This window comes from Nonomuraea sp. 10N515B, assembly GCF_052245915.1.
Taxonomy (GTDB): domain Bacteria; phylum Actinomycetota; class Actinomycetes; order Streptosporangiales; family Streptosporangiaceae; genus Nonomuraea.
Genome location: NZ_JBQQBQ010000001.1, coordinates 395,817 through 414,852, shown reverse-complemented (window position 1 = coordinate 414,852; position 19,036 = coordinate 395,817). Strand labels below are relative to the sequence as shown.

The window sequence follows — 19,036 nt, the reverse complement described above, 5'->3', positions numbered from 1 at the left end:
TGGTGCTAAACTAACAAGAAACTTTCTTAAAAGAAACTGCCGTTAGCGTTTCGTTGCCAGAGGGGAGAGGTCCCGTGACACGAAATCCCGGTGTGCCACGGCTGCTGCGCCGCCTGAACGACCGGACGGCCCTGGAGCTCCTTCTCGCCGAGGGCCCGCTCACCCGCGCTGAGCTGGGCGAACGCACCGGGCTTTCCAAGGTGACCGCGGGACAGCTGCTCGCGAGGCTGGAAGAGCGAGGGCTGGTGGAGGTCGCCGGCGAGCGGGCCGGCGGGCGCGGACCCAACGCCGCCCTCTACGGCGTGGTCCCCTCCAGCGCGCACGTCGCCGGCCTCGAGGTGCTGCCCGACGCCATCACCGTCGGTGTGGCCGACATCACCGGCAGGACCGTGGTGGAGGTCGTGGTCAATCCGACCGACGGCGACCCGGTCGCCACCGTGCACCAGGCCGTACGGCGGGCCTGCGAGGCGGCCAGGATCACCCTGCCGCAGTTGCGCTCATTCGTCATCGGCACCCGCGGCGTGGTCGATCCCGGCACCGGCGACGTGCGCTTCTCCTACGACCTGCCGTCCTGGCACGTCGGCGTGCTGGCCAGCCTGCGCGGGGCCCTCGGCGCCTCGGTGACCATCGAGAACGACGTCAACCTCGTCGCCCTCGCCGAGCACCACTACGGCGCCGCCGTCGGCGTCGACGACTTCGTGGTCCTCTGGGCAGGTGTCGGCCAGGGTCTGGGCGTCATGCTCGGTGGCCGCCTGCACCGCGGCAACACCGGCGGCGCGGGCGAGATCGGCTGGCTGCCCGTGCCCGGCGAGCCGCTGCCCGCCGATGTCACCCAGCCGCAGTCGGGCTCCTACCAGCGGCTGGTGGGCCAGGCGGCGATGGACGGGCTGGCCAGGGGCCACGGCATGAGCGTGCGGCCGAGCGCCGACCTGGTCCGCGCCGCCGTCGCCGACGGCCGCTCCGGCTTTCTCGACGCCGTCGCGGATCGGCTGGCCGTCGGCGTCGCGGCCGTCAGCGTCGTGCTGGACCCCGGGCTCATCGTGCTCGCCGGCGACGTCGGGCGGGCCGGAGGTCCTGAGCTGGCCGCCAGGGTCGAGGAGGCGGTGGCGAAGGTCTGCCCGACGCGGCCCAGCGTGGTCACCACGGGAGTCGCCGGGAACCCCGTGCTGCGCGGCGCCCTGGTCGCGGCCTTGGAGCAGGCCCGAGAGCAGGTTTTCTCCGACACTGTGTGAGAATTTCTGCCCATGTGGCACCCCGCACACGGCATCGTCCTGATCTCCGACCCCCGCGTGACCGCCATCCCCGTCCACGACAACGGGGAGCCGCTGGTCGAAGTGCGGGGACGGTTGAGACTCGACGACCGGATGGCCGACGAGGAGGGCGCGTACGGCCGCCTGCGTGCCGGCCTGCTCGACCGGCTCGAGCGGGCGGAGAAGGAGCTGCCCGCCGGATACCACCTCCTGATCGTGGAAGGCCACCGCTCCATCGCGAACCAGCGCCAGACCTTCGACGACTACCGGGCCGAGCTCGCCCATCGTTTTCCCAGCATGACGGCCGACGAGCTGCATGCGGCGGCCAGCCGCTACGTCTCGCCGGTCGAGGTGGCCCCGCACACCGCGGGGGCGGCCGTGGACCTCACGCTCTGCGACGCCGACGGCGCCGAATACGACCTGGGCACCGCGATCAACGACACTCCCGAGCAGAGCGCGGGCGCCTGTTACACCGCCGCCGCCGGGATCCCGGGGGACGCGCGCAGGCACCGCAAGATCCTCGCGACCGCCCTGGAATCGGCGGGCCTGGTCAACTACCCCACGGAATGGTGGCACTGGTCCTACGGCGACCGTTACTGGGCGCTGATGACGGGCTCTCCCCACGCCCTCTACGGCCCGGCCCACTGACCCTCGCGCCCGCCAAGCCGGGCTAGCGCAGGGCGAGCGCCACGGCCACCCCCAGTCCGAACGCGACGACCACGCCCCGGAGGACCTTGGCGGACATGAGCCGTGCCACCCGCGTGCCGAGCAGCCCGCCCGCCAGGCTGGCCGGCGCGATCACCGCCACCGCCTGCCACTGCACGGCCCCGAACAGCGAGAACGCCACCACCGACACGGTGCTGATCACCAATGCGAGCACCGCGCGCACGGCGTTCACCCGGTGCAGGCCTTCGTGCAGGAACATCCCGAGCACGGTCAGCAGCAGCACGCCCATGCCGCCGTTGAAATACGCGCCGTAGCAGCCGCCCAGGAACACCCCGGCGTACACGAGCTTGCTCGGCCGCCCGTCACCGCCGAATCGCCGGCGCAGCCACGGCTGCGCCAGCAGCGCCAGGCTGGCGAACGCCACCAGCCACGGCACGATCGACTCGAACAGCCTGCCCGGTGTCAGCAGCAGCAACGCGCTGCCCACACCCGCGCCCAGCACGGCCGTGGCACTCAGCATCGCGGCCCCGCGGCGTTGCCCGCGTAGCTCGGCCCGGTAGCCGAGCACGCCGCCCAGGTATCCCGGCCACAACGCCACCGCGTTCGTCACGGACGCGGTCAGACTCGGATAGCCGAACGCCACGAGAGCGGGGAAGGAGATGAGGGTGCCGCCGCCGGCCAGGGCGTTCACCGCCCCGGCCAGCAGACCGGCCACCATCAGGAAGAGCAGATCCGTCATCGGCCGACGGCGTAGCCCTGAGCGCCGCGGGGGTTGGCGGCGGCTTTGAGGAAGGCGCCGTCGCGAGCCACCGCGCTGAGCCTGCCCAGCGTCCACGAGCCCTGGAGCTCGACCTCGTGCCCGCGCCGCCGCAGCTCCGCCACCACGTCAGGGTCCAGGCGGTCCTCCGCGTGCAGGACTCCGGGGCGGGAGCCGCGCGGGAAGAACGAGCTGGGGAAGTGCTCGGAGTGGAACATCGGCGCGTCGATGGCCTCCTGCAGGTTCAGGCGGCCGTGGACGACGGCCAGGAAGAAGTTCACGCTCCACTGGTCCTGCTGGTCGCCGCCCGGCGTGCCGAACGCCAGCCACGGCCGCCCGTCCCTGAGCGCGAACGACGGCGACAGCGTGGTGCGCGGCCGCGTCCCGGGTCTCAGCGACGCCGGCAACCCTTCCTGGAGCCAGAACATCTGGGCTCGCGTCCCCAGGCAGAAGCCCAGCTCGGGAATGGTGGGCGAGCTCTGCAGCCAGCCCCCGCTGGGAGTGGCGGAGACCATGTTGCCCCAGCGGTCGACGACGTCCACGTGGCAGGTGTCGCCCCGGACGGTCCCGTCGCGCGCGACGGTCGGCTCGCCGACGCCTTGTCCGACGTGCCCGAGTCCGACGCCCTGCGGCGCGCGCGCCCCGGAGATGCCGGGCGCGCTGCTGGCCGTGCCGGGCGCGGGGAAAGCCGGCAATCTCGGCGCACGCCCGCCCGGAGCGCCCGGCCGCAGGTCGAGACTGGCCTCCACGCCGACCAGCCGTCGCCGCTCGGCGTTGTACGCCGCGCTCAGCAGGTCGGACATGGTGCCGGACTCGGGCACGTCGGACATGGTGCCGGACTCGGGCGCGTCGGACAAGGTCACGTGGGCGTCGCCGTACCAGGCCTCGCGGTCGGCGAAGGCCAGCTTGGCGACCTCGGTCACCGTGTGCACGTAGTCGGCGCTGAGATAGCCCATCGCGTCCAGGTCGAACCCGTCGAGCATCGCCAGCTGCTGCAGGAACACCGGCCCCTGACCCCACGGCCCGGTCTTGCACACGGTGTGCCCGCGATAGTCGAAGGTCAGCGGCTCCTCGACCGATGCCGACCAGCGCGCCAGGTCGTCGCCGGCGAGCAGCCCACCGTGCACCTCGCCGGAGCTGTCCCGCCAGGCCGTCTTGGCGCTGAACTCGGCGATCGCCTCCGCGACGAACCCCTCGTACCACGCCCTGCGGGCGGCCTCGATCTGCCCCTCGCGGCTGCTCGACGCGGCCTGCGCCGCGGCGACCAGCTTCCGGTAGGTGGCGGCCAGCACCGGGTTGGCCAGCTTCGACCCGGCCGCCGGCACCTGCCCGCCGGGCAACCAGGTCGCCGCCGACGTCGGCCAGTCATCGTTGAACAGTCCTTCGACCGACTCGATGGTGGCGGCGATGCGTTCCAGGACCGGAATGCCGTTCTCGGCGTAGTGGATCGCGGGGGCGAGTACGTCGGCCAGCCGCCAGGTGCCCCAGCGTTCCAGCATCAGCATCCATCCGCCGAAGGCCCCCGGCACGGTGGCAGCCAGCAGCCCGGTGCCGGGCACGATGTCCAGGCCCAGCTCCGTGAAGCGCTCGATGGTGGCCGCGGCGGGCGCCACGCCCTGCCCGCACACCACGGACACTTTCTGCTCGGCCTCGCTCCACAGCAGGATCGGCACCTCGCCGCCGGGGCCGTTCAGGTGCGGCTCGGCGATCTGCAGCACGAAGCCGGCGGCGACTGCCGCGTCGAAGGCGTTCCCGCCGCGTTCCAGCACGCTCATGCCGGTGGCCGAGGCCAGCCAGTGGGTGCCGGCGACCATGCCGAAGTCGCCCGACAGCTCGGGCCTGGTGGTGAACAAGCTCTCTCCCTTTATCGACTTGCTGTGACAAGGTGGCACGCGGCCGGATGGCCGGTGCCGCTCAACGGGGGTTCGTCGGTCCGGCAGACGTCGTACGCCAGCGGGCACCGCGTATGGAAGCGGCACCCCGACGGCGGATCGACCGGACTCGGCACATCACCGCTGAGCACGATCCTGCGCCGCTCCCGCTGCCTGACCGGATCCGGCACCGGCGCCGCCGACAGCAGAGCCTGCGTGTACGGATGCCGCGGCTCGGCGAAGATCTCGGCCGTCGGCCCCGACTCCACGATCTTGCCCAGGTACATGACGGCCACCCGGTCGGCCAGGAACTCCACCACGGACAAATCATGCGTGATGAAGAGGCATGAAAAGCCCATATCCCGCTGCAGATCGGTGATCAGGTTGAGCACCGACGCCTGCACCGACACGTCCAGCGCCGACACCGGCTCGTCGGCCACCACCAGCTTGGGCTCCAGGATCAACGCCCTGGCCAGCCCCACCCGCTGCCGCTGCCCGCCGGACAGCTCGTGCGGGAACCGCGTGCGCATCTCCGCCCGCAGCCCCACCTTCTCCAGCATGGCCGACACGCGCCTGGAGGTCTCCCGCCGGTCGGCCGCCTGGTGCCTGAGCAGCGGCTCGCCGACGATGCGCTCGATGGTGAAGCGCGGGTTGAGCGAGGAGTAGGGGTCCTGGAAGACCATGTGGACGTCCCTGCGCAGCGGGCGCATGGCCCGGCGCGACAGGTGGGTGACGTCGCGCCCGTCCAGTTCGATCCGGCCGGACGTGGGCTGGGTCAGCCGCAACACGCACTTGCCGACCGTGGACTTGCCGCTGCCGGACTCGCCGACCAGGCCGAGCACCTCACCCTGGCCGATCTCCAGCGACAGTCCGTCCACCGCGCGTACTGGGCCGTAGTGTTTGACCAGGTTGTCGATCCGCAGAATCACTGCTCGCCTCCGGGGTGGAAACAGGCCGCCAGATGGCCGGGCGCGTGCTGGTCGAGCGAGGGCCGCTCCATGCGGCAGTCGGCCTGCGCACGCGGGCAGCGGGCCTGGAAGGCGCACTCGTCCGGGTCGGACAGCGGTGACGGCACCATGCCGGGGATCTCGGCCAGCCGCCCGTTGACGGCGGCGGACGGCAGGGCCTTCATCAGACCCAGCGTGTACGGGTGCCGCGGGTTGGCGAACAACTCGGTCACCGCGGCCTGCTCGACGGCGCGGCCGGCGTACATGACCACGGCTCGGTCGGCGATGTCGGCCACCACGCCCAGGTCGTGCGTGATGAGAATGATCGCCGTGCCGAGCCGGTCACGCAGGTCGCGGAACACGTCCAGCACCCCCGCCTGGATCGTCACGTCGAGCGCTGTCGTGGGCTCGTCGGCGATCAGCACCCGGGGCGAGCAGGCCACCGCGATCGCGATCATCACGCGCTGCCGCATGCCGCCGGACAGCTGGTGCGGGTATTCCCTCATCCTGCGCTGCGGCGCCGGAATGCCGACCAGCTCCAGCAGCTCGACGGCCCGGCCGCGGGCCGCCTGGCGGGAGAGCCGCTCGTGCCTGCGCAGCACCTCGATGATCTGGTATCCGACGGTGAACGACGGGTTGAGCGAGGTCATCGGCTCCTGGAAGACGACCGACACCTCCTTGCCGCGGACGTGCCGCATCTCGGCCTCGGGCAGCGTCGTGAGCTCACGTCCGCCCAGCCTTACCGACCCGGACAACCTGGTCGTGTCCGGTGGCAGGAGCCGGGGGACCGACATCGCGGTGACCGATTTGCCGCAGCCGGACTCGCCGCACAAGGCCAGGATCTCGCCCTCCTCCAGCGTCAGTGAGATGTCTCTGACGGCCTGTACCAGGCCGTCCTCGGTATCGAAGCCGACGGCCAGGTCGGTGATCTCCAAGAGGCTCATCGGAAGCTCCTCGGGTCCAGGACGTCACGCAGGCCGTCGCCGAGCAGGTTGAAGCCCAGCGTGGCCAGGGCGATCATCAAGCCGGGCCAGATGGCCAGCCACGGCGCGTCGCCCAGGTACTGCTGGGCGGTGGTCAGCATCACGCCCCACGACGGTGTCGGCGGCTGCACGCCCAGCCCCAGGAACGACAGCGTGGACTCGCCGATGATGGCCGCCGGGATGGCCACCGTGGCCTGCACGATGAGCGGGTTGGCGCAGTTCGGGAGCACGTACCGGAAGATCAGGTAGGCGTCGCTCGCGCCGTCGGCGATGGCCGCCGCCACATAGTCCATCTCCCTGACCGCCAGCACCTCGCCGCGCGTGATCCGGATGACGGCCGGTAGCTGGGCGAAGCCCAGCGCCAGCACCACGCCCCTCAGCGACGGCCCGATGATCGCCGCCAGCCCCACCGCGAAGACCAGGAACGGGAACGCCAGCGTCACGTCCACCAGCCGCATCACGACGGGGTCCAGCCAGCGCCGGTAGAACCCGGCGACCAGCCCGATCGGGATGCCCACGGCCATCGCCAGCAGCGTGGACAGCACGCCGGCCTGGAGCGACACCTGGGCGCCGTGCGCGATCCTGGCGAAGGCGTCCCTGCCGAGGTCGTCGGTGCCCATGGGGTGCGCGGCCGACGGCGGCGCCAGTGTGGCCAGGTAGTCCTGCGCGGCCGGGTCGCCGGTCACCAGCGGCCCGGCCAGCGCCAGCAGGAGGAACGCGGTCACGAGCGCCAGCCCGGCCATCGGCATCGGCCGCCGGCGGAAGCGCCGCCACAACCGGTCAATCATGGCGCACCCCCGACAGCCTGATCCGCGGGTTGAGCGCCGCGTACGCGAGGTCGACCAGCAGGTTGACCAGGACGTACCCGACGACGGTGATCAGCACGACGGCCTGGATGACCGGGTAGTTCCTGGTCAGCACCGCGTCCACGGTCAGCTTGCCGAAGCCGGGGATCACGAAGATCTGCTCGGTCACGACTGCGCCGCTGATGAGCGCGCCGAGTTGCAGGCCGAGCACGGTCACCACCGTCGTCAGGCTGTTGCGCAGCGCGTGCGCGCCCACGACCTTCACCTCGGACAGGCCCTTCGACCTGGCGGTCCTGACGTAGTCGGCCGACAGCGCGCCCAGCATGGCCGAGCGGGTCTGCCGCATCAGGATCGCCGCGAACCCGGTGCCGAGCACGAGGGCGGGCAGGATCATGCGCTGGAGGTTCGCGGCGGGGTCCTCGGTGAAGGGGGTATACCCGGAGGCGGGCAGCACCCGCCAGGTGACCGCGAACAACAGGATGCCGAGCAGGCCGAGCCAGAAGTGCGGCACCGACAGCCCGGCCAGGCCGAATCCGGTGGCCACGTAGTCGGCGAACCTGCCGCGCCGGACGGCGGCCACGATGCCGGCGCCCACGCCGACGACGATCGCGACCAGGATGGCCAGCGCCGACAACTCCAATGTCACGGGCAGCCGCTCGGCGATGATGTCGATCACCGGCAGCTGGTCCTGCGTCGAGCGGCCAAAGTTGCCGGTGAGGGTCTGGGCGACGTAGTCCACGTATTGGGCGGGCAGCGGCTTGTCCAGGCCGAACTCCTTGCGGATGGCCTCGACCACGGCGGGCGAGGCCTCCTCGCCCGCCATGACCGTGGCCGGGTCGCCCGGCAGCGCCCTGACCCCGAGGAAGATCAGGATGCTGGCCAGGAACAACACGATCACCGCCGACCCGCAGCGCCGCAGAATGAACCAGAGCATTACGCGGCGAACCCGGCGGTGACGAAACGCGGCAGGCCGTCCTTGAAGTATTGGACGCCCGCGACGGTCTTGCTCATGCCCAGGTAGTACTTGCTGTGGTACAGGTACAGGACACCTCTGATCTCGGCGGCCTTCTTCATGGCGGAGGCGTATAGCTCGGCGCGCTCGGCGGGGTCGGACTCGGCGGCGGCCTGCTTGATCGGGTCGTCGATGCCCGGGTCGGACATGCCGCTGTAGTTGTTGCTGCCGCCGGTGGTGACGAGGTTCGTCAGGTTGCCATCCGGGTCCACGCGGCCCGACCAACCGTTCAGCAGGACGTCGAACTTGCCGGACTTGCCCTGCTCGAGCGTGCTGACGAACTCGGCGGTCTGCACGCTCACGTTGAAGCCCGCCTCCTTGGTCATCTGCTGGATGACCTGCGCCAGCCGTACGTTGGTCGCGTCGTTGGGGCTGGTGAGCGTGACCGGGATCGGCGTCGGCACGCCGCTGGCCTGTACGAGCTGCTTGGCCTTGGCCAGATCGCGCTTGGGGCAGGTCAGATCCTGGGCCCGGAACTGGCTGTCCAGCGGCACGGGGAAGCAGTCGGGTTCGTGCAGGCCGTTGTAGACGGTCTTGTTGATCAGGTCGCGGTCCAGCGCCAGCTCGAAGGCCTCGCGCAGCTGCGGGCTCGTGGCCAGGGCCGTGTTCACCGTGCCGGGCTTCTCGGTGGAGCCGTCGGCGTTGCCGGTGTTGATCGTGATGCCGTAGTAGCCGAGGCCGCCGCCCGACACGACCGTGAGGTTCGGATCGGTCTGCACCCCCTTGACCGTGGTCGTGGCGAGCTGGTCGCCCACCTGCACGTCGCCGGACTTGAGGTTCGCGGCCCGGACGTTCGGGTCCACGATGATCTTGTATACGATCTTGTCGAGCTTGACCTTGGCCGCGTCGTAGTAGTCGGCGGCCTTTTCCAGCACGATCTGGCTGCCCGACGTGCGGCCGGCGAATTTGAACGGCCCCACGCACACCGGGCTCGCGCCGAAGTTGTCGCCCGCCGCGTCCAGGGCCTTCGGCGACATGATCATGCCGGCGCGGTCCGCGAGCTGGGCGGTCAGCGGCGTGAACGCCCGCGTCAGCGTGAGCGTCACCGTGGTGGGATCGACCACGGCGACCTTGGACACCGCGGCCAGGTCGGCCTGCCGTGCGGACTTCTCCCAGGTGCGATGCCGGTCCAGCGACTTCTTGACCGCCTCGGCGTCGAACGCCGTGCCGTCGTTGAACGTCACGCCCTCACGCAGCTTGATCGTCACCTCCTTGCCGTCGCCGGACACCTCGGGCGGGGCGGCGGCCAGCTGGGGGACCAGCGTGGCCTGCGCGTCGATGTCGTAGAGCTTCTCGCACATGTTCGCGAACACCTCGCGGCCCACCAGCGTGGTCGAGATGCTCGGGTCGAGCGCGTCGGGGTCGGCGTTGAGCGCCACGTTGAGCGTGCCGCCGGCCTTGACCGGCCGGTTGTCAGCCGTGGCGGCGGCGATGGAGGGAGGGGCGGCGGGCGTGCTGCTCGAGCCGGCTCCTCCGCCACAGGCTGTCAGGCCGAGGGGGAGGATGGCGAGTGCCGCGACGAGCCTGGGTCTCATATGGGCCTCCGTGGGACGGTTTAGGAGACTGTATACAAGACCTTACATTTCACTGGTGTTCAGATTACGGCTGGGTGTTAACTCGGTATTTCGGTCTTGCTCGATGCGCGGCCCGCTGCCGCCAAGAACGACCGCCGCGCCGCCGCCACATGCGCGACGGCTCTGGCCTGAGCCTCGTCCTCGTCACCCGCCGCGATGGCCTCGCACAGGCCCAGGTGCTCCGACCAGGAGTGCGGCCCGCGGGTGGAGGCCGTCTGGCTGAAGACCCACTGCGCCCGCTGAAGCATCGGCTTCATCACCAGGCTGAGGTAGGAATTGCCCGTCGCCTCGCCCACCGCCAGGTGGAAGGCGGTGTTGAGGTCGGCCACCTCCTCCAGCCGGCCCGCCTCCACGGCCTGTTTGGCCTGCTCGAGCATCCGGCGCAGCCGCTCGGCGGTGGCCGGGGTGCGCTTGCGTGCCGCCAGCCGCGCCGCCAGCCCTTCGATCGCCATGCGTACGTCGAACAGCTCCTCGGCCTCCGCGGCGGACAGGCGCGCCACCGTGGCGCCCAGGCGGGGGACGACCTCGACGAAACCCTCGGCGGCCAGCACCCGGATGGACTCCCGCACGGGGTTGCGCGACACGCCCAGCTGGGCGGCCAGCCGGTCCTCCACCAGCCGCGCGCCTTGGGGGAGCTCGCCGGAGAGTATGCGGCGCCGCAGCTCCCCGGTGACCTCGTCGCGCAAGCTCCGATGGGCCGCGCCCAACGTCACATCAGCCATCTCGGGACTCATCGTATACAGCGCCGTCACTTCGTCCGCTCGGGACGCCAGTCGTCCTCCGTCGCCTCTCTGCTGACCTCCCACATACGGTCGAACTCCGCCTTGAAGTGCTCGTACCAGAAGTGGTCGCGACGTGGGGTGAGCGTGAAGACCGGGTCCCTGCCCGCCGCGCTGTGCGTGCCGAGCTCGACGTGGATGACGCCGTCGTCCTCACCGGCATCCAGCAGCACCAGCCCGAACGCGGGCACGAACGGCAGGAACCGCACCTCGACTCCCTCCAGGTCGCGCAGCAGGTAGATCGTGGACGTGACCCGGTGCTCGAACACGTCGGATTGCTCGGGAATCGTGCTCCTCCTGGCCGCCTCCTCCGGGACCGCGCCCTTCGGATCGATCAGCAGGACCTGGACCGACGCCCCGCGGGCCAGGCCCTTACGCAGCTGCTCGACGTGCGCACGGATCGTGCGGCTCAGCGTCACCCCGGCGAAGCGGATGTCGGCGGCGCGGGCGACCCGCTCGTCGAGCCCCTGCCGCACGGTGGTCAGGAAGGCGTCGCCGGCCAGCTTCGCTTCCACCAGGCGGTTGAGGTCGGCGACCCGCGCTTCGAGGTCGGCGACCTGGTGGCGGGGGCCGAGCGCGTTCACCGCGACCAGGGCCAGCGTGGCCAGGATCGCGGCGCTCACGACCTGCGGGTTGACGACGCTGAAGACGCCGAGCACGCCGACGACCAGCGCGATGAGCGCCGTCAGGTAGATCTCGAGGTTCTTGCCGGTGCTGACGTCCGCGCGTAAGCGCTTCAGGGGACCCATGCACTCAGTTTCCCGCGTTGGCGTGGCGCACGATCCACAGACCGGTGCCGTGCATCCCGACGCTAGGAGAGCCGGTCGAAGACGGACTCCACTGCGGCCGGCAGCCGTGCCGGATCGTCGCCGGCGAGCGCTCTCCCCGCGTAGTAGGCCGCCAATGCCATCTCCGCCGCGATGGCGGCGATCTCCGGGCTCGCGCCCTGGCCGGCGAGCAGGTCGCGCAGGAGCTCGGCGTACCGGCGCTGTTTGGTGAGGCTGCGGGCGAGCAACTCGGGATGGCTGGCGACCAGGCGCTCGTGCCGGGTGTAGGCGGCGGGCTCGGCGGTGATCCGGCGCACGTAGGAGGCGACGATGCGGCGCGCCACCGCCAGCGCGGCAGGCAGTGCGTCCCCGATCGGCCGGTCCGCGGTGATCTCCGTAGCCTCCGCCAGCACCGCTTCGAGATCGCCCCCGTCGGCGAAGACGACCTCCTGCTTGTCTCCGAAGTAGCGGAAGAAGGTGGCCCGCCCGACCTCGGCGCGCTCGGCGATGTCGGCGACCGTGACCTTGTCGAAGCCGCGCTCCTCGAACAGCACGTAGGCCGCCTCGATGATCGCCTCACGGGACCGTTGCTGCTTGCGCTCCCTGAGCGAGCCCTGCTCCATACCTCCCAGTCTATTGAGCACGGCATGGCGATACTGCGGATCATAAGATACTAAGTCTCAATCGGAGCGTCATAAGAATTCGGCCCATCATGGTCACCGCCGCACTCGCACTCGCCCTCGCCGTGATCGGCACCGCAGCGCCCGCCCTCGCCCGGGACAACGGGGGCACCGAACGCCGGACCGCGGCGTTCATCTCGGCACTCGAGCGCGAGGACCTCGCAACCGTGTCGGCGCTGCTGGACCCCGATGCCACGCTGACGCTGCCGCTGTCCTTCTCCGGCCGCCGGGAGGACGCTTCCCGTTTCACGGGTAAGGAGCAGGTGCTCGGATACGTCAAGAACGCGTTCGCGCTCTTCGGTCGCATCGACCTCGTCAACGTCAAGACGAGCGTGTCCGCGGCGGGGACCACGTCGTTCGTCCAGGCGGACGGCGACTTCACGACCGCGGACGGGCGCCCGTACCGGAATGTGTACGTCTACGCCTTCGAGTGGCGGGCCGGGCGTATGGTCAAGGGCGCCGAATACGCCAACCCCGTGACCTTCTGGGCGACCTTCCCCACCACCCCAGGCTGCTGACCGCCGCTCACGCCGGCCGCCCGCTCACGCCGGCCGCCCGCTCACGCCGGGCCGCCGGCCACGTAGGTCTCTAGGCCTTCGTCGTGGCGGTGGCCCGGCTGGCATTGGGCAGGTCAGGCGCGCAGGCGCAGCCCTCGGGGCGTCGGGTGGAAGCCGGCCGCCTCCAGCGCCGCCGCCAGCGGCGACTCGATGATGGAGGCGCCGTCGGCCCGCTCGACTGTCAGCTTCCCGAGCGCCCCGTCACGCACGGCGAGGGCCAGCGCGTCCACGGCGGGCTGCAGCCGGTCGCCGTCGGTGAACGACAGCAGCGTCTTGCCGCCCCGTTCGACGTAGAGCACCAGGTGGCCGTCGACCAGCACGACCAGCGACCCGGCCTTCCGGCCAGGCTTGTGGCCGACGTCGCCGGGATGCTGCGGCCAGGGGAGCGCGGCGCCGTACGGGCTGGCCGGGTCGGCGGCGGCCAGCACCACGGCCCGCGACCCCCCGGCCGACCCGCCAAAGCCCCCACCGCTGGCACCCTGCCCGAACCCGTCGCCGCCCGTCGGGGCGATGCCGGGAGCCATCGCGCGCATCCGGTCCACCGCCCCGGGCTGGGCGAACTGGGCGCCCCCGAGACCCTCCACGAAGTAACCCCGGCGGCACCGGCCGCTCTCCTCGTACGCCCGCAAGACCTGATAAATGGGTGTGAAGCCCCCCGGCAGCCGTTCCGACGTCACCGCACCCCGGGTCACCACCCCGTGCCGTTCGAGCAGGACCTCGGCCTGCGCCTGGGCCCGCTGGGTCGCGTCGGCGGCCGGTGCGGGCAGCAGCCACCACCGCCCGGCCACGGTCGGCGGCCCGCTCCTGGTCGGCAGCACCGCCCGGCGCCGCCGCGTCGTGGCCGGCCGGTGCGCGGGACGTCCGGTGCCGAGCGTGGCCCGCAGCGGCGCCAGCGTGTCCCCGGACACCCGCCCCGACCACACCAGGTCCCACAGCGCGGACACCAGCGTCTGGTCGTCCAGCGACCCCAGCTGGTCGGAGATGCCGCGGAAGAACAGCGCACCGCCGCCCCCCAGCACCTCGAGCACCCGTTCGTGCACCGGCGTCGTCGTGATCTCGGCAGGCTCCGGCAGCAGCAGCGGCGCCGTGTCGGCGAAGTAGAGCGACACCCACCCGTCACCGCCCGGCAGCGTTCCCTGCCCGACCCACATGACCTCGCCCGACGAGGTCAGCTCGTCGAGCAGCGCCGGATGATAGCCCGGCACCCGCGACGGCAACACGAGCGTCTCCAGTGCGGACGCGGGCACAGCGGCTCCCTGAAGCTGCTCGATGGAGCGGACCAGCGAGTCCATGGCGCGCGCCGCCCCCGCTCCGCCCCGCGTCCCGAAGCCACCGGCCCCGCCCTGCCCAGCCGAGGCGCCCGGTCCTGCCCAGCCGGGGCCCGCGGATGCCGGACCGCCCGTGCCGGTGATGCCGTGCCAGACAGGCAGGAACAGGGCAAGCGTCTCGGGGGCGACCGGCTCGACCTCCTTCCGCAGCCGGGCCAGCGACCGGCGCCGCAACATCCGCAGCACCCCGGCGTCGCACCACTCCTCACCCCGCCCGCCAGGCCGGAACTCCCCGCTGACGACCCGCCCGGACGCGGCCAGCCGCCGCAGGGCGTCGGTCACCACGGCCACGCCGAGCCCGAAACGGGCCGCCGCCGTGCCGACGTGGAAGGGGCCGCGGGTGCGGGCGTGCCGCGCCACCAGGTCGGCCAGCGGATCGGCCACCGGCTCCAGGAACGCGTGCGGCACCCCCACGGGCAGCGGCACGCCCAGCGCGTCACGCATCCGCGCCGCGTCCTCGATCGCCGCCCACTGCTCCTCGCCCGCGATCCGCACCTTGATGGCTCGTCGCGCGCGTACGAGCTCCTCCAGCCAGGCCGGGTCGCCGCCGCGTACGCTCACGTCGGGCGCCAGCAGCGGTCCGTGCGAGCGCAGCAGGTCCGCGAGGTCCTCCACGTCGCGCAGCGGCCGGTCGAGCCTGGCCAGCTCCCGCTCGCTGTCGGAGATCACGTCGGGGTCGAGCAACTCGCGCAGGTCGGCCTGGCCGAGCAGCTCCGCCAGCAGCGTGGTGTCCAGCGCCAGGGCCTGCGCCCGGCGCTCGGCCAGCGGCGCGTCCCCCTCGTACATGAACGCGCCCACGTAGTGGAACAGCAGCGACGCGGCGAACGGCGAGGCCTGCGAGGTCTCCACCTCCACCAGCCGCACCTTGCGCACCGCGATGTCCCGCATGAGCCGCACCAGCCCCGGCACGTCGAAGACGTCCTGCAGGCACTCGCGCATCGTCTCCAGCACGATCGGGAACGACGCGTACTGTGAGGCCACACCCAGCAGGTGGGCCGCCCGCTGCCGCTGCTGCCACAGCGGGCTGCGCCGGCCGGGCACGCGGCGTGGCAGCAGCAGCGCCCGCCCCGCGCACTCCCTGAACCGGGAGGCGAACATGGCCGACCCGCCCAGCTCCTCGGTGACGATCTGCTCGATCTCCTCGGCGTCGAACGCGGCTACGTCGGTGGGCGGCTCGGCCAGCGTGTCCGGGATGCGCAGCACGATGCCGTCGTCGGAGTGCACGGCCTGCACATCGACCCCGTAACGCTCGCGCAGCCGCCGGTTGATCGCCAGCGCCCACGGGGCGTGCACCCGCGCGCCGTAGGGGGAGTGGATCACCACCCGCCAGTCACCGAGCTCGTCGTGGAAGCGCTCGACCAGCAACGTGCGGTCGTCGGGCACGTAGCCGGTGGCCTCCCGCTGCTCCCGCAGATAGGCCAGCAGGTTGCCCGCCGCGTATTCGTCCAGACCAGCCGCCCGCATCCGCTCCGTCGAATCGTCCTTGGCCTGCTCGCGCAGGAACTGCCCGATCGCCTGCCCCAGCTCGGCCGGCCGCCCCGGCGCGTCGCCGTGCCAGAACGGCAGCTTGCCCGGCTGACCGGGGGCGGGCGAGACGAGCACCCGGTCGGCGGTGATGTCCTCGATCCGCCACGACGTGGCGCCCAGCACGAACACGTCACCCACGCGCGACTCGTAGACCATCTCCTCGTCCAGCTCGCCCACTCTGGAGGCCCGCTCACCCACCAGGAACACGCCGAACAGGCCCCGGTCGGGGATCGTGCCGCCGTTCGTCACCGCCAGCCGCTGGGCGCCGGGCCGACCCTGGAGCGTGCCGGTGACCCGATCCCACACGACGCGCGGGCGCAGCTCGGCGAACTCCTCGCTCGGGTAGCGCCCGGCCAGCATGTCAAGCGTGGCCTCCAGTGCGGTGCGCGGCAGCGTGGCGTAGGGGGCGGCCCGCTTGACCACCGACTCCAGCTCGTCGACCGTCCACTCCTCCAGCGCGGTCATCGCCACGATCTGCTGGGCCAGCACGTCGAGCGGATTACGTGGATAGCGCAGCTCCTCGATCTGGCCGCTCTTCATCCGCTCGGCCACCACGGCGGTCTGCACGAGATCGCCGCGGTATTTCGGGAAGATCACGCCTTTGGAGACCGCGCCCACCTGGTGACCGGCCCGGCCGATGCGCTGCAGGCCGCTGGCCACGCTCGGTGGCGCCTCCACACACGCGACCAGGTCCACCGCGCCCATGTCGATGCCCAGCTCCAGGCTGGAGGTGGCGACCACGGCGGGCAGCCGGCCCGACTTGAGCGCCTCCTCGATCTGCGCCCGCTCCTCCTTGGAGACCGAGCCATGGTGCGCCCGCACGATCTCCGTCACCACGCCCTTGCTGCCTCCGGCCTGCGCCATCATCTCGGCGGGTGTGCGCTTGGGCGGCTCCCAGCGCGAACCGGCAGGCGCCCCTTGACCCGGGTCCCGGCCCGGACCTGCAGGTGCTCCCTGGCCCGGCTCCTGGCCTGGACCTGCAGGCGCTCTCTGGCCCGGCTCCCAGCCCGGACCTGCAGGCGCTCCCTCGTCCGGCGCAGTCTCCCAGATCGACAGGTCGACGGCATCGGCGCCGCCACGCTCCCGCTCGTAGGCCAGCTCGTTGAGCCTGGTGCACAGCCGCTCGGCCAGCCGTCGCGAGTTGGCGAACACGATCGTGGAGCTGTGCTCTCCGATCAGATCGAACAGCCGCTCTTCGACATGAGGCCAGATCGACCTGTTGGCGGGCTCGGGAGTCTCCAGGGCGAAGTCGTCGCCCTCCGCGCGCGGTCGGCCTTCCATTTCGGTCATGTCCTCGACCGGGACCACGACCTCGACCTCGATCCGCTTGTCCGCCGGCGGCTGCACCACCGTGGCCGGCCGGGTCCCGCCGAGGAACGCCGCCACCTCACTCACCGGCCGCACGGTCGCCGACAGCCCGATCCGCTGCGCGGGCCGCTCGAGCAGCGCGTCCAGCCGCTCCAGGCTGAGCGCGAGATGCGCGCCGCGCTTGGTGGCCGCGACCGCGTGCACCTCGTCCACGATCACCGTCTCGACCTCGCGCAGCGCCTCCCGCGCCTGGCTGGTGAGCAGCAGGAACAGCGACTCCGGCGTCGTGATCAGGATGTCGGACGGTTTCGCCGCGAACCTCCTGCGGTCCTCAGCGGGGGTGTCGCCGGAGCGGATCGCCACCGAGATCTCCGGCACGGGCAGCCCGAGCCGCCGCGCCGTCTGCTTGAGCCCGGCCAACGGCGCGCGCAGGTTGCGCTCCACGTCGACGGCCAGCGCCTTGAGCGGCGACACGTAGAGCACCCGCGTCCCCTTGCGCCCGGCCGGCCCTTTGAGCGGCTCTTTGGGCGGCGCTGCCGCAAGCCGGTCGAGCGACCACAGGAACGCCGCCAGCGTCTTGCCCGACCCGGTGGGCGCGACGACCAGGGTGTTGTCGCCACGCGAGATCGACTCCCACGCCCCCTCTTGGGCGGCCGTGGGCGCTTGGAAGGCTCCAGCGAACCATTGCCTGGTCATCTGGCTGAACTGGGCTAGCGAGCTCACCAGGACATACTGCCTCGCGCCACCGACAGAAATCGCATTGGCGCGGCAGCGTGCGATTGAGGCGGGGTTCTGGCGGACATACAGCGACCGTGACCATTGATTACGCGGCCATCGAAGCCCGCCGAGCGGAAATCAGGCAGCGCTATGTCTTACCGCGCCGACCATCGAGCAGCGCGCGCGGGCTGCACCACATCGCCCTGCTGTCGTCCAATGTGGAGCGCACCATCCAGTTCTACCAGGACCTCCTGGAGTTCCCGCTCACGGAGATCATCGAGAACCGCGACTACAAAGGCTCGAACCACTTCTTCTTCGACATCGGCAACGGCAACCTGCTCGCGTTCTTCGACTTCCCCGGGCTCGACCTGGGCCCCTACCAGGAGGTGCTCGGCGGGCTGCACCACATCGCGATCTCGGTCGATCCCGCCACGTGGGAGCGGTTGCGCGGGAAGCTGGAGATGGCCGGCGTGCCGCACCAGATAGAGAGCGGCGCCTCCATTTACTTCAAGGACCCCGATGGCGCCCGGCTGGAGCTGCTCGCCGACCATCTCGGTGAGATGTACGGCGCGCGGGTGTTGTGAGCTAACGCCGCGACGCCCTGCGCGTACGCGGCCTGCCCGCACGGGGCTCCTGTCTGATACCGGCATGCCTCTCTGATCGCTCGGCTTTCTCCTTCTGTACGGCGAGGCGCAGCGTGAGCAGTAATCGGCGGCGCCTGCTCCGGTTGGCCTTCGTCTTGGCGGACTTCGGGGGTGAAGACTTGGCGGTCTTTGGCATGCGGTTGTCTTACCCACCCTTCGCGCGATTCCATACTTGGTCCATGCGGTTGACGGAGTTCTGGAGACGGATGAAGGTTCATTTCGGTGAGACGTACGCCGAGTCGTGGGCCCGCGACTACGTGATCGCCCCGCTCGGCGGACGCACGGTCATGCAGGCGCTGAACGACGGGGAGAGCGCCAAGACCGTCTGGCGGGCCGTCTGCCAGGTGGAGGACGTCTCACCCAAGCTGCGCTGAGCCCAGGGTCTCCCGCAGCGCGCCGGCCGTACGCTCCAGATCGTCCGCGCGACCGTGGCCTCCGCTCGACCACAGAAACTGCCATCCTTGCGCCGTCGGCGTGGCGAAGATGATCGTCTGCCGACCCGTGTCGGGGTGCCACACCCACAACACCGGATCGTCACCGCCCACCAGGCGGCTCACCAGTCCCTGGTTGGGCAGCAACTCGGCGAGCGCCTCGAGATGAGCGCGCCGTTCCCCGGTGTAGCCGCTCGCCACGTCGCCGCCTCCAACCCTCGCCCCTGCACTGAGTCTCCCCAGCTCACCCCGCATGACAACACGCAGGCGCCAACCGTCGTGAATGTCATCGGGACGCCCCGGGGCACGGCCCGCCCGGAGCTGTTTCAGGTGGCCCCCGCGCCTCCTCGCCGCCCCGCGGACGGCCGGTTTGACGGCGGCCCGTGTTCCCGCGTGTTCCTGATGTGATCGAACAGCCGTTCGGCTACGATG

General features: G+C 71.3%; 17 protein-coding genes. 5 read left to right on the top strand and 12 right to left on the bottom strand.

Annotation, left to right across the window (positions count from 1 at the left end; all coding sequences use genetic code 11):
• Window positions 1-74 precede the first annotated feature (74 nt).
• Both ACTWQA_RS01850 and ACTWQA_RS01845 read left to right on the top strand, forming a co-directional pair.
• Window positions 75-1,232 carry an ROK family transcriptional regulator gene (locus tag ACTWQA_RS01850; protein ID WP_305923417.1) on the top strand — a complete coding sequence of 386 codons (1,158 nt, stop codon included), beginning with the start codon at window positions 75-77 and terminating at the stop codon, window positions 1,230-1,232.
• 12 nt (window positions 1,233-1,244) lie between these two features.
• Window positions 1,245-1,898, top strand: a complete 654-nt coding sequence (locus ACTWQA_RS01845) for a M15 family metallopeptidase (protein ID WP_327584487.1) — start codon at window positions 1,245-1,247, stop codon at window positions 1,896-1,898.
• 22 nt (window positions 1,899-1,920) lie between these two features.
• Here ACTWQA_RS01845 and ACTWQA_RS01840 read toward each other — a convergent pair whose 3' ends face one another.
• The 10 genes from ACTWQA_RS01840 to ACTWQA_RS01795 form a co-directional block, all read right to left on the bottom strand.
• Window positions 1,921-2,655 carry a sulfite exporter TauE/SafE family protein gene (locus ACTWQA_RS01840; protein WP_305923415.1) on the bottom strand — a complete coding sequence of 245 codons (735 nt, stop codon included), beginning with the start codon at window positions 2,653-2,655 and terminating at the stop codon, window positions 1,921-1,923.
• Window positions 2,652-4,487, bottom strand: a complete 1,836-nt coding sequence (locus tag ACTWQA_RS01835; protein ID WP_443157651.1) for a gamma-glutamyltransferase family protein — start codon at window positions 4,485-4,487, stop codon at window positions 2,652-2,654. Before ACTWQA_RS01835 ends, ACTWQA_RS01840 begins: the two co-directional genes overlap by 4 nt.
• Window positions 4,488-4,537: 50 nt before the next feature.
• Complete coding sequence (locus tag ACTWQA_RS01830; RefSeq protein WP_443157543.1) at window positions 4,538-5,473, bottom strand: ABC transporter ATP-binding protein; 936 nt, start codon at window positions 5,471-5,473, stop codon at window positions 4,538-4,540.
• Window positions 5,470-6,435, bottom strand: a complete 966-nt coding sequence (locus ACTWQA_RS01825; RefSeq protein ID WP_443157542.1) for an ABC transporter ATP-binding protein — start codon at window positions 6,433-6,435, stop codon at window positions 5,470-5,472. Before ACTWQA_RS01825 ends, ACTWQA_RS01830 begins: the two co-directional genes overlap by 4 nt.
• A complete protein-coding gene (locus tag ACTWQA_RS01820; RefSeq protein ID WP_443157541.1) occupies window positions 6,432-7,262 on the bottom strand; it encodes an ABC transporter permease in 831 nt (276 codons plus the stop codon). Before ACTWQA_RS01820 ends, ACTWQA_RS01825 begins: the two co-directional genes overlap by 4 nt.
• On the bottom strand, window positions 7,255-8,214 hold the full coding sequence (locus ACTWQA_RS01815; RefSeq protein ID WP_443157540.1) for an ABC transporter permease: 960 nt from the start codon (window positions 8,212-8,214) through the stop codon (window positions 7,255-7,257). The genes ACTWQA_RS01820 and ACTWQA_RS01815 overlap by 8 nt, the downstream gene beginning before the upstream one ends.
• Window positions 8,214-9,827 carry an ABC transporter substrate-binding protein gene (locus tag ACTWQA_RS01810; RefSeq protein WP_443157539.1) on the bottom strand — a complete coding sequence of 538 codons (1,614 nt, stop codon included), beginning with the start codon at window positions 9,825-9,827 and terminating at the stop codon, window positions 8,214-8,216. The genes ACTWQA_RS01815 and ACTWQA_RS01810 overlap by 1 nt, the downstream gene beginning before the upstream one ends.
• A 77-nt stretch (window positions 9,828-9,904) precedes the next feature.
• Entirely contained in the window at window positions 9,905-10,588 is a 684-nt protein-coding gene (locus tag ACTWQA_RS01805; protein ID WP_443157538.1) for a GntR family transcriptional regulator, read from the bottom strand.
• A gap of 26 nt (window positions 10,589-10,614) precedes the next feature.
• Complete coding sequence (locus ACTWQA_RS01800; RefSeq protein WP_443157537.1) at window positions 10,615-11,394, bottom strand: hypothetical protein; 780 nt, start codon at window positions 11,392-11,394, stop codon at window positions 10,615-10,617.
• 62 nt (window positions 11,395-11,456) lie between these two features.
• Window positions 11,457-12,035 carry a TetR/AcrR family transcriptional regulator gene (locus tag ACTWQA_RS01795; protein ID WP_443157536.1) on the bottom strand — a complete coding sequence of 193 codons (579 nt, stop codon included), beginning with the start codon at window positions 12,033-12,035 and terminating at the stop codon, window positions 11,457-11,459.
• Window positions 12,036-12,124: 89 nt separating this feature from the next.
• Here ACTWQA_RS01795 and ACTWQA_RS01790 point away from each other — a divergent pair, with 89 nt between their 5' ends.
• A complete protein-coding gene (locus tag ACTWQA_RS01790; protein WP_443157535.1) occupies window positions 12,125-12,610 on the top strand; it encodes a nuclear transport factor 2 family protein in 486 nt (161 codons plus the stop codon).
• 113 nt (window positions 12,611-12,723) lie between these two features.
• Here the strand turns inward: ACTWQA_RS01790 and ACTWQA_RS01785 are convergent, their stop codons facing one another.
• Window positions 12,724-17,508, bottom strand: coding sequence for an Lhr family helicase (locus ACTWQA_RS01785; RefSeq protein WP_443157650.1), 4,785 nt, complete (start codon window positions 17,506-17,508; stop codon window positions 12,724-12,726).
• A 116-nt stretch (window positions 17,509-17,624) separates the two neighbouring features.
• Between ACTWQA_RS01785 and ACTWQA_RS01780 the strand changes: the two genes are divergently transcribed.
• A complete protein-coding gene (locus tag ACTWQA_RS01780; RefSeq protein WP_305923405.1) occupies window positions 17,625-18,113 on the top strand; it encodes a VOC family protein in 489 nt (162 codons plus the stop codon).
• 239 nt (window positions 18,114-18,352) lie between these two features.
• The gene (locus ACTWQA_RS01775; protein ID WP_443157534.1) at window positions 18,353-18,547 is read left to right on the top strand and encodes a DUF3046 domain-containing protein; all 195 of its coding nucleotides are present in this window, start codon (window positions 18,353-18,355) and stop codon (window positions 18,545-18,547) included.
• On the opposite strand, the gene ACTWQA_RS01770 is transcribed toward ACTWQA_RS01775, so the two are convergent.
• Window positions 18,530-18,805, bottom strand: coding sequence for a hypothetical protein (locus tag ACTWQA_RS01770; protein ID WP_443157533.1), 276 nt, complete (start codon window positions 18,803-18,805; stop codon window positions 18,530-18,532). The genes ACTWQA_RS01775 and ACTWQA_RS01770 overlap by 18 nt on opposite strands.
• Between the last annotated feature and the right edge of the window lie 231 nt (window positions 18,806-19,036).

What these genes read in the sequence shown, in the direction of transcription:
- ACTWQA_RS01845 (WP_327584487.1), top strand. Translation starts at nt 1,245, where the DNA reads ATGTGGCACCCCGCACACGGCATCGTCCTGATCTCCGACCCCCGCGTG.
- ACTWQA_RS01840 (WP_305923415.1), bottom strand. Translation starts at nt 2,655, where the DNA reads ATGACGGATCTGCTCTTCCTGATGGTGGCCGGTCTGCTGGCCGGGGCG.
- ACTWQA_RS01835 (WP_443157651.1), bottom strand. Translation starts at nt 4,487, where the DNA reads ATGGTCGCCGGCACCCACTGGCTGGCCTCGGCCACCGGCATGAGCGTG.
- ACTWQA_RS01825 (WP_443157542.1), bottom strand. Translation starts at nt 6,435, where the DNA reads ATGAGCCTCTTGGAGATCACCGACCTGGCCGTCGGCTTCGATACCGAG.
- ACTWQA_RS01820 (WP_443157541.1), bottom strand. Translation starts at nt 7,262, where the DNA reads ATGATTGACCGGTTGTGGCGGCGCTTCCGCCGGCGGCCGATGCCGATG.
- ACTWQA_RS01815 (WP_443157540.1), bottom strand. Translation starts at nt 8,214, where the DNA reads ATGCTCTGGTTCATTCTGCGGCGCTGCGGGTCGGCGGTGATCGTGTTG.
- ACTWQA_RS01810 (WP_443157539.1), bottom strand. Translation starts at nt 9,827, where the DNA reads ATGAGACCCAGGCTCGTCGCGGCACTCGCCATCCTCCCCCTCGGCCTG.
- ACTWQA_RS01805 (WP_443157538.1), bottom strand. Translation starts at nt 10,588, where the DNA reads ATGGCTGATGTGACGTTGGGCGCGGCCCATCGGAGCTTGCGCGACGAG.
- ACTWQA_RS01800 (WP_443157537.1), bottom strand. Translation starts at nt 11,394, where the DNA reads ATGGGTCCCCTGAAGCGCTTACGCGCGGACGTCAGCACCGGCAAGAAC.
- ACTWQA_RS01795 (WP_443157536.1), bottom strand. Translation starts at nt 12,035, where the DNA reads ATGGAGCAGGGCTCGCTCAGGGAGCGCAAGCAGCAACGGTCCCGTGAG.
- ACTWQA_RS01790 (WP_443157535.1), top strand. Translation starts at nt 12,125, where the DNA reads ATGGTCACCGCCGCACTCGCACTCGCCCTCGCCGTGATCGGCACCGCA.
- ACTWQA_RS01785 (WP_443157650.1), bottom strand. Translation starts at nt 17,508, where the DNA reads ATGACCAGGCAATGGTTCGCTGGAGCCTTCCAAGCGCCCACGGCCGCC.
- ACTWQA_RS01775 (WP_443157534.1), top strand. Translation starts at nt 18,353, where the DNA reads ATGCGGTTGACGGAGTTCTGGAGACGGATGAAGGTTCATTTCGGTGAG.